18 protein-coding genes are annotated in these 8278 nt (G+C 48.0%); all 18 read left to right on the top strand.

Features of this window, described 5'->3' with window-relative positions; genetic code table 11:
• The first annotated feature begins 237 nt into the window (after positions 1 to 237).
• Genes rpsJ through rplR form a run of 18 tightly spaced genes read left to right on the top strand, consistent with a single transcriptional unit; the run spans position 238 to position 8263 of the window.
• The gene (gene rpsJ, locus DW089_RS08615) at positions 238 to 549 is read left to right on the top strand and encodes a 30S ribosomal protein S10 (protein ID WP_012939263.1); all 312 of its coding nucleotides are present in this window, start codon (positions 238 to 240) and stop codon (positions 547 to 549) included.
• A 14-nt stretch (positions 550 to 563) separates the two neighbouring features.
• Complete coding sequence (rplC, locus tag DW089_RS08610) at positions 564 to 1223, top strand: 50S ribosomal protein L3 (RefSeq protein WP_105326396.1); 660 nt, start codon at positions 564 to 566, stop codon at positions 1221 to 1223.
• A 21-nt stretch (positions 1224 to 1244) separates the two neighbouring features.
• Positions 1245 to 1874 carry a 50S ribosomal protein L4 gene (gene rplD / locus DW089_RS08605; RefSeq protein ID WP_105326395.1) on the top strand — a complete coding sequence of 210 codons (630 nt, stop codon included), beginning with the start codon at positions 1245 to 1247 and terminating at the stop codon, positions 1872 to 1874.
• On the top strand, positions 1874 to 2164 hold the full coding sequence (gene rplW / locus DW089_RS08600; RefSeq protein ID WP_105326394.1) for a 50S ribosomal protein L23: 291 nt from the start codon (positions 1874 to 1876) through the stop codon (positions 2162 to 2164). Before rplD ends, rplW begins: the two co-directional genes overlap by 1 nt.
• A 21-nt stretch (positions 2165 to 2185) precedes the next feature.
• Positions 2186 to 3016: a 50S ribosomal protein L2 gene (rplB, locus tag DW089_RS08595; protein ID WP_105326393.1), complete on the top strand. Its 831-nt coding sequence runs from the start codon at positions 2186 to 2188 to the stop codon at positions 3014 to 3016.
• Between the two features lie 28 nt (positions 3017 to 3044).
• Positions 3045 to 3320, top strand: coding sequence for a 30S ribosomal protein S19 (gene rpsS / locus DW089_RS08590; RefSeq protein WP_105326392.1), 276 nt, complete (start codon positions 3045 to 3047; stop codon positions 3318 to 3320).
• Between the two features lie 23 nt (positions 3321 to 3343).
• On the top strand, positions 3344 to 3679 hold the full coding sequence (gene rplV, locus DW089_RS08585; protein ID WP_118287102.1) for a 50S ribosomal protein L22: 336 nt from the start codon (positions 3344 to 3346) through the stop codon (positions 3677 to 3679).
• Between the two features lie 27 nt (positions 3680 to 3706).
• Complete coding sequence (rpsC, locus tag DW089_RS08580; protein ID WP_105326390.1) at positions 3707 to 4384, top strand: 30S ribosomal protein S3; 678 nt, start codon at positions 3707 to 3709, stop codon at positions 4382 to 4384.
• Positions 4384 to 4842, top strand: a complete 459-nt coding sequence (rplP, locus tag DW089_RS08575; RefSeq protein WP_105326389.1) for a 50S ribosomal protein L16 — start codon at positions 4384 to 4386, stop codon at positions 4840 to 4842. The genes rpsC and rplP overlap by 1 nt, the downstream gene beginning before the upstream one ends.
• Entirely contained in the window at positions 4842 to 5036 is a 195-nt protein-coding gene (gene rpmC / locus DW089_RS08570; protein WP_105326388.1) for a 50S ribosomal protein L29, read from the top strand. The genes rplP and rpmC overlap by 1 nt, the downstream gene beginning before the upstream one ends.
• 34 nt (positions 5037 to 5070) lie before the next feature.
• Positions 5071 to 5331 (top strand): 30S ribosomal protein S17, encoded by a 261-nt coding sequence (rpsQ, locus tag DW089_RS08565; protein WP_105326387.1) that lies wholly within the window; start codon positions 5071 to 5073, stop codon positions 5329 to 5331.
• A gap of 39 nt (positions 5332 to 5370) precedes the next feature.
• Entirely contained in the window at positions 5371 to 5739 is a 369-nt protein-coding gene (gene rplN / locus DW089_RS08560) for a 50S ribosomal protein L14 (RefSeq protein ID WP_105326386.1), read from the top strand.
• Positions 5740 to 5769: 30 nt separating this feature from the next.
• A complete protein-coding gene (rplX, locus tag DW089_RS08555) occupies positions 5770 to 6099 on the top strand; it encodes a 50S ribosomal protein L24 (RefSeq protein ID WP_105326385.1) in 330 nt (109 codons plus the stop codon).
• 23 nt (positions 6100 to 6122) lie between these two features.
• Entirely contained in the window at positions 6123 to 6665 is a 543-nt protein-coding gene (gene rplE / locus DW089_RS08550; RefSeq protein WP_105326384.1) for a 50S ribosomal protein L5, read from the top strand.
• Positions 6666 to 6677: 12 nt separating this feature from the next.
• A complete protein-coding gene (locus DW089_RS08545; RefSeq protein WP_012939249.1) occupies positions 6678 to 6863 on the top strand; it encodes a type Z 30S ribosomal protein S14 in 186 nt (61 codons plus the stop codon).
• Positions 6864 to 6895: 32 nt separating this feature from the next.
• Positions 6896 to 7294: a 30S ribosomal protein S8 gene (gene rpsH / locus DW089_RS08540; protein WP_105326383.1), complete on the top strand. Its 399-nt coding sequence runs from the start codon at positions 6896 to 6898 to the stop codon at positions 7292 to 7294.
• 32 nt (positions 7295 to 7326) lie between these two features.
• A complete protein-coding gene (gene rplF / locus DW089_RS08535) occupies positions 7327 to 7875 on the top strand; it encodes a 50S ribosomal protein L6 (protein WP_105326382.1) in 549 nt (182 codons plus the stop codon).
• Between the two features lie 25 nt (positions 7876 to 7900).
• Positions 7901 to 8263, top strand: coding sequence for a 50S ribosomal protein L18 (rplR, locus tag DW089_RS08530; RefSeq protein ID WP_105326381.1), 363 nt, complete (start codon positions 7901 to 7903; stop codon positions 8261 to 8263).
• The last annotated feature ends 15 nt before the right edge of the window (positions 8264 to 8278 follow it).

Here is an 8278-nt window from a genome sequence, read left to right as displayed (position 1 = left end):
GCGAAGGCGGCCATACGGTAGGCGCTGGCGTTGTTACCGAAATCGAAGGTTAATCCGCAAGGTTTATCCGATGAATGATGTAAGCCCATATGAGGGGCGTGGCCAAAGCCCCTCATATTCTTATGTTTAATGGGCCCGCGATGAGGCAGAAGATGGCTTCTGGCCTGCCTGGTCAAGAAGGGAACTTTTGCTGAGTATGTCCGTTCTTAGAAACGTGGCGAATGGAGGAAATTATCAATGGCAAAGACTCAAAAAATCCGTATACGCCTGAAAGCGTATGACTACAAAGCACTGGATCAAAGTGCTTCCAAAATCGTAGAGACGGCAAAACGTACCGGTGCTCAAGTATCCGGCCCGATTCCGCTGCCTACCGAAAAGAACATCTATACGATTCTGCGTTCTCCTCATGTCAACAAAGACTCCCGTGAACAGTTCGAAATGAGAACCCACAAGAGACTGGTAGACATTCTGGAACCTACAGCTAAGACGATCGATGCACTGACTCGCTTGGATCTTCCTGCTGGTGTAGATATTGAGATCAAAGCGTAAGGAGGTGTGCGAATATGGCTAAAGGAATCTTAGGCAAGAAATTAGGCATGACCCAAATTTTTGAAGCTGACGGTACTTTGGTTCCCGTTACTGTTGTAGAAGCGGGCCCCTGCGTCGTGCTGCAAAACAAGACCGAAGAAAGCGACGGCTACAATGCCCTGCAGCTCGGTTTTGGTGAAATCAAAGAAAAACAAGTAAACAAACCCATGAAGGGCTTCTTCGACAAAGCCGGCGTATCTCCTGTGAAATACGTGCGTGAGCTGCGTCTCACCGAACCCTCTGATTATAAAGTTGGCGACAAGATTGCGGCTGATATTTTCGCAGCCGGTGATCTGGTGGATGCTGTCGGCGTTTCCCGCGGTAAAGGCTTCGCTGGTACGATCAAGCGCCACAACTTTGCACGTGGTCCTATGAAACACGGTTCCAAGTCCCATCGTGAACCCGGTTCTAATGGTCCTATGCATTCCGGTCCTGGCGGCCGTGTTATCAAAGGTAAGAAATTACCTGGCCGTATGGGTGGAACCAGTGCAACGGTTCAACGTTTGACTATCGCTAAAGTGGATGCAGACCGTAACCTGATTATGGTTAAAGGTTCTGTGCCTGGTGCCGCTGGTACCTTCCTGTTGCTGAGAGACACGGTTCGCCCCGATGTTGTCAAAGCAAATAAGAAATAAGATTGAAAGGAGGGCGTTTCAATGCCGAAATTAGCAATTTATGATATTACCGGTAAACAGACCGGTGAAGAAATAGAATTGATGGACTACGTCTTTGGCGTAGAATTCAATGAAGCTGTTGTTCATCAGGCTGTTGTTATGCAGCAAGCCAATGAACGTCAGGGCACTCATGCAACCAAGACCCGCGGTATGGTTCGCGGCGGTGGCAGAAAACCCTGGAAACAAAAAGGTACTGGCCGTGCCCGTGCCGGTTCCGTCCGTTCTCCCCTGTGGGTTGGCGGTGGTACCGTATTTGGTCCCGCTCCCCGGAGCCATGCCAAATCCATGACCCGCAAAGCTCGTCGTCTGGCTATCCGCTGCGCACTGAGCGCTAAAGTTGCTGCTGGTGAACTGGTAATCGTTGATGGTCTGACCTTCGACGCACCGAAAACCAAGAGCGCTGTAGCTATGCTGCAAGGCTTCGAAGCAGAAGGCAAAAAAGCTCTGCTGATCACCGATGGTGAGGATGAAAACGTAGAAAAGTCTTCCCGGAATATTGAAAAAGTAAAGGCTCTGTCCAATGACTGCCTGAACGTATTCGATATCCTGAATGCTGAAAAAGTACTGCTGGCTAAAGATGCCGTAGCTAGAATTGAGGAGGTGCTCGCATAATGGCTGCTAATCCTCGCGACATTATCGTAAGACCCATTGTTACTGAAAAGACTTCCGACATGATGAAGGACAACAAGTATACTTTCCAAGTAGCAATTGGTGCCAACAAAACTGAAATCCGCCAAGCCATTGAAGCTATCTTCAATGTGAAGGTTGTGAATGTAAACACGATCCGCGTTATGGGCAAAACCAAGCGGATGGGTAAATATGAAGGTAAGCGTTCCGATTATAAGAAAGCAATCGTTAAGCTGGCAGAAGGCAACACGATTCCGCTCTTCGAAGGAATGTAATTCGTCTAAGGAGGTCAAACAATGGCTATTAAAAGCTTTAATCCGTATTCTCCTTCCAGACGCAGCATGACTGTGTCCACCTTTGAAGAGATTACTACGGACAAGCCCCATCGCCCTTTAGTTGTAAAACTGAACCAACATGCCGGCCGCAACAACACCGGTAAAATGACGGTTCGTCATCAGGGCGGCGGTCATAAAAGACAATATCGTATCATCGATTTCAAACGGAATAAAGACAATGTGCCTGCTAAAGTTGCTACCATCGAGTATGATCCCAACCGCAGCGCCAACATTGCTCTGCTGAACTATGCTGATGGTGAAAAACGCTACATTCTGGCTCCTCAAGGCCTGAAAGTGGGCGATGTGATTGTCAGCGGTCCTCAGGCTGATATCAAAGTTGGCAACTCCCTGCCTCTCTTGAACATCCCTCTGGGTACCATGGTTCACAACGTGGAAATGAAAATCGGCAAGGGTGGCCAGCTGGGCCGTTCCGCCGGTGCTGCTATCCAATTGATGGCTAAGGAAGGTTCCTACGCTCTGCTGCGTCTGCCTTCTGGTGAACTGCGTCAGGTACACATTAACTGCCGTGCTACCATCGGTCAGATCGGCAACCTGGACCACGAAAACCTGACTTTGGGTAAAGCTGGCCGTTCTCGTTGGATGGGCGTTCGTCCTGCCAACCGCGGTGTTGCTATGAACCCGAACGACCATCCGCATGGTGGTGGTGAAGGCCACTCTCCTGTTGGTCGTAAGCGTCCTGTTACTCCTTGGGGCAAGAGCGCCTTTGGTACTCGTACCCGTAAGGTTAAGAAGGCGTCTTCTAAACTGATCCTGAAACGTAGAACGAAATAATAGAGCTTTTTGAAAGGAGGCATAAAGAGTGTCCAGATCCGTTAAAAAAGGACCTTATGTCCAAGCTAGTCTGCTGAAGAAGGTTGAAGCGCTGAACGCTGCTTCGGAAAAGAAAGTTATTAAAACCTGGTCTCGCAGCTCTACCATTCTCCCTGAATTTTTGGGCCACACCATCGCCGTTCACGACGGTCGGAAACATGTGCCTGTATATATTACCGAAGATATGGTCGGCCATAAATTAGGCGAATTCGCTCCCACCCGTTTGTTCAAGGGCCATGGCGATAAAGCCGGAGCCGTTAAATAAGAAGGGGAAGGAGGATAATATAGATGGAAGAAGCTAAAGCAGTTGCTAAATACATCCGCATTGCACCGCGCAAACTGCGTATCGTAATCAATTTGATCCGCGGCAAGTCCGTAAACGAAGCCTTTGCAATCCTCAAATTCACCCCGAAGGTTGGTTCTGAGGTTATTGAAAAGGTTCTGCGTTCCGCTGTTGCCAATGCTGGACATAATTTCGACATGAACGTTGACAACCTGGTTGTTTCCAGCTGTTTCGTTGATCAGGGCCCTACCATGAAGAGAATTCATCCGCGTTCTCGTGGACAGGCTTTCAAGATCCTGAAACGTTCCAGCCATGTGACCGTGGCTGTTGCAGAAAAATAACATCCTGACAGAAGGAGGGAATGAATAGTGGGGCAAAAAGTTAATCCACATGGTTTCAGAGTGGGCGTTATTGCTGATTGGGATTCTAAGTGGTACGCCGACAAAGACTATCAAAAAAATCTTTTGGAAGACATCAAGATTCGTGACTTCATTAAAGATAAACAATTCCAAGCTGGTATCTCTCGGGTTACCATCGAAAGAACGGAACAAAAGATGCGCATCAGCATCTATACTGCTAAACCGGGCATCGTAATCGGTCGCCAAGGCAGCAACATCGAACTGCTGAAGAAAGACCTGGCTAAGCTGACTGACAGCAAGCTGGACATCAACATCATCGAGGTTAAATCCCCGGATATGGATGCTACTCTGGTTGCTGAAAACGTTGCTTCCCAGCTGGAACGCCGGATCGCTTTCCGCCGTGCCATGAAGCAGTGCGTTGGCCGTACCATGCGTCTGGGTGCAAAGGGTATCAAAATCCAATGCGCAGGCCGTCTGGGCGGAGCTGAAATTGCTCGTACCGAAAGCTACCGTGATGGCAGCATTCCTCTGCACACCCTGCGTGCCGATATCGACTACGGGACTGCAGAAGCTCATACCACTTATGGCCGTATCGGCGTAAAGGTATGGATCTACAAAGGTGAAGTTCTGCCTACCAGAACTGTGAAAAAAGAAGCTCCTGAAGCGCAAGAAGGAGGGGCGAAATAATGTTATTACCGAAGAGAGTACAGCATCGTAAACAACATAGAGGCCGCATGAAAGGCCGTGCAATGCGTGGCAACAGAGTTGCTCATGGTGAATTTGGTCTGGTTGCACTGGAACCCGCTTGGATTACCAACCGTCAGATTGAAGCAGCCCGTATTGCAATGACCCGTTACATCAAACGTGGCGGTCAAGTATGGATCCAGATTTTCCCTGACAAACCTGTAACGGCCAAAGCCGCTGGCAGCCGTATGGGTAGTGGTAAAGGTTCTCCTGAATACTGGGTAGCAGTGGTGAAACCGGGCCGGGTTATGTTCGAAATGGCCGGTGTAACGGAAGACATTGCTAAAGAAGCTATGCGTCTTGCTGGCAACAAACTGCCGATCAAGAGCCGTTTCGTAACCAAAGCTCAGTTGGATGCCGAAGTCACCGCGCGTGAAAATGGAGTAGGTGGTGAAGCTTAATGAAAACTACAGAAATTAGAGAAATGTCTGTTGCAGAGTTGGATACGAAGCTGGCAGGCTTAAAAGATGAATTGTTTAACTTGCGTTTTCAGATGGCAACCGGACAATTGGAAAATCCGATGAAAATCAGAGAAGTCAAGAAGTCCATTGCCCAGATCAAAACTATCCAACGGGAACGCGAAATTAACTCCTAATCCGAGTTAATCCTAAGCGAAGGAGGAAAATTCCGTGGCTGAAGAGAGAAATATGCGTGTTACGCGTACTGGTAAGGTCGTTAGCGACAAGATGCAGAAAACCGTTGTTGTGGCTATCGAACGTTTGGTACAGCATCCTCTGTACAAAAAAGGCGTAATGCATACCATTAAATTAAAAGCTCATGACGAAAACAATGATGCCCATATTGGCGATACTGTGAAGATTACCCAAACCCGTCCTTTGTCTAAGGATAAATGCTGGCGCGTTGTAGAAATCGTAGAACGGGCGAAATAAGTGATACTGCTGAGCATTGCTTGGCAAGGGAGGTAAACCATGATTCAACAGCAGACTGTGCTGAATGTTGGGGACAATACCGGTGCCAAAAAGATTATGTGTATCCGTGTGTTAGGCGGTTCCTATCGTAAATATGCTAACATTGGTGACGTAATTGTGGCTTCTGTTAAGGATGCTACACCCGGTGGCGTTGTCCAAAAAGGTGAAGTTGTAAAGGCCGTTGTGGTTCGTTCCGTAAAGGGAACCCGTCGTCCGGATGGTTCTTACATCCGTTTCGATGAAAACGCAGCCGTTTTGATTAAAGATGATAAGACCCCGCGGGGCACCCGTATTTTTGGACCTGTTGCCCGCGAACTGCGTGAAAAAGACTACATGAAGATCATTTCCCTGGCACCGGAAGTGCTCTAAGAACAAGCACAATAAGGAGGTGTTGCAGACATGGCTGAGGCCGTAAAATTGCACGTTAAAAAAGGCGATACCGTTGTGGTATTGGCTGGTAAAGATAAAGGCAAGGAAGGCAAAGTAATCGCTGCTTTCCCGAAGAAATCCAAGGTTACTGTAGAAGGCGTCAACGAAGTTAAGCGCCATACGAAACCTTCCCAAAGCAACCCCCAGGGCGGCATTGTTACCAAAGAAGCACCGATCAGTGTTTCCAACGTAATGCTGGTATGCCCGTCCTGCAAGAAACCCACCCGCATTAAGAAAGTAGCTGTAGGCGAAGGATACGTCAGAGCCTGCAAAAAATGCGGCGAAGTAATCGACAAATAATTTGTGGGAAAGGAGGATATCAGATGGCAACGAGACTGCAAGACAAATATACTTCCGAAGCTGTTAAAGGCTTAATGGAAAAATTCAACTATAAAAACGTCAACGAAATTCCTAAACTGGAAAAAGTTGTACTGAACATCGGCTGTGGCGAAGCTGTGACCAACAGCAAGGCTATTGATTCTGCTGTAGCAGACATGACCATGATTGCTGGTCAAAAGCCCATTATCACCAAAGCTAAAAAATCCATCGCTGCGTTCAAACTGCGTGAAGGCATGCCTATCGGCGTAAAAGTTACGCTGCGGGGCAGCCGGATGTACGAGTTCCTGGATAAATTCATGAATATTGCCCTTCCCCGTGTACGTGACTTTAGAGGTGTTAACCCCAAGTCCTTCGACGGCCGCGGCAACTATTCCATCGGCTTGAAAGAACAGCTGATTTTCCCTGAAATCGACTATGATAAGGTCGACAAGGTTCGCGGCATGGATGTAATCATTGTTACTACTGCTAAGACCGACGAAGAAGCCAGAGAACTGCTGAAGCTTCTTGGTATGCCGTTTGGGGCATAAGGAGGGAAAACCGTGGCAAAGACCGCATTGATCGAAAAATGGAAAGCTGAACCGAAATTCAAGGTTCGTAAATATAACCGCTGCAAAATTTGTGGCAGACCGCACGCTTACATGCGTAAATTCGGCATTTGCCGTATTTGCTTCCGGAAATACGCCTACGAAGGCGCTATTCCCGGTGTAACGAAGGCAAGCTGGTAAGAGCGGATTACAAGGAAGGAGGGTATTTGTAAATGACTATGACTGATCCGATTGCCGATATGCTTACGAGAATTCGTAACGCCAACTCGGTGCATCACGATAAAGTTGAAATCCCCTGCTCCAAAATTAAAACTGCCATTGCAGAAATTTTGAAGAGCGAAGGATTCATTAAAGATTTCGAAGTCGTTCCCGGACAACATCAGAATGTGATCCGTGTACAGCTGAAATACGGTCCTAACAAGGAAAAAGTTATTTCCGGCATCAAACGTATCTCCAAACCCGGTTTGAGAGTTTACACGCAAAAAGACCAACTGCCCCGCGTTTTGGGCGGCCTGGGTATTGCAGTAATTTCCACTTCCAAGGGCATGATGACTGATAAAGCAGCCCGGAAGGCTGGACTGGGCGGCGAAGTTGTCGCATACGTTTGGTAAGATCAATCCTAAAGGACCGGAGGTGCTTATAAGTGTCAAGAATCGGAAAAACTCCCATTACTGTGCCTGATAAGGTAACGGTAACGGTAGAAGATAACCTGGTCTCCGTTAAGGGACCTAAAGGCGAACTGAGCCGTCAGATCAGTAAAGAATTGACCGTGGAACTGAAAGACGGCGTCATCACTGTGACTCGTCCCAGCGATGATAAAGTACATCGCAGCCTCCACGGCTTATCCCGGACCCTGATCAACAACATGATCATTGGTGTTACGGAAGGCTATTCCAAATCCCTGGAAATTCAAGGCGTTGGCTATCGTGCAACGAAGCAAGGCAAAGCAATCAGCTTTAACCTGGGCTTCTCCCACCCCTGCGTAATGGATCCTCCCGAAGGCATTACCTTCGAAGTTCCCGTACCGAGCCAAATCGTAGTTTCCGGTATCGACAAGGAAAAAGTCGGTGCTGTTGCTGCTGAAATCCGCAGCCTGCGTGCTCCCGAACCCTACAAGGGCAAAGGTATCAGATACGCTGGCGAACATATCATCCGTAAGGTTGGTAAAGCGGGCGCCAAAGGCAAGAAATAATTTCTAGAAGGAAGGAGTGAATCTCTTGCTGAACAAGAAAGATAAAAACGCAGCTCGCCAAAAACGGCATCTGCGTATGCGGAGAAATATTGTAGGAACGGCTGAAAAACCCCGTTTCAATGTATATCGCAGCCTGAGCAACATCTATGCTCAAATCATCAATGATGTTACTGGTGAAACTCTGGTTTCCGCCAGCACCGTAGAAAAAGGCAACAAGGAAAACTACGGCGGCAACATTGAAGCTGCCAAAGCGATTGGTACTGAAATCGCTCAAAAAGCCCTGGAAAAAGGCATTAAAACTGTTGTATTCGACCGTGGTGGTTATCTGTACCATGGCCGCGTGGCAGCCTTAGCTGAAGCAGCCCGCGAAGCCGGTCTGGAATTTTAACAGAGGGAGGACATT

This window comes from Acidaminococcus sp. AM05-11 (genome assembly GCF_003472805.1).
GTDB lineage: Bacteria > Bacillota > Negativicutes > Acidaminococcales > Acidaminococcaceae > Acidaminococcus > Acidaminococcus hominis.
Note: the sequence above shows the minus strand (reverse complement) of the source record. Positions and strands in the feature narration are given on the sequence as shown.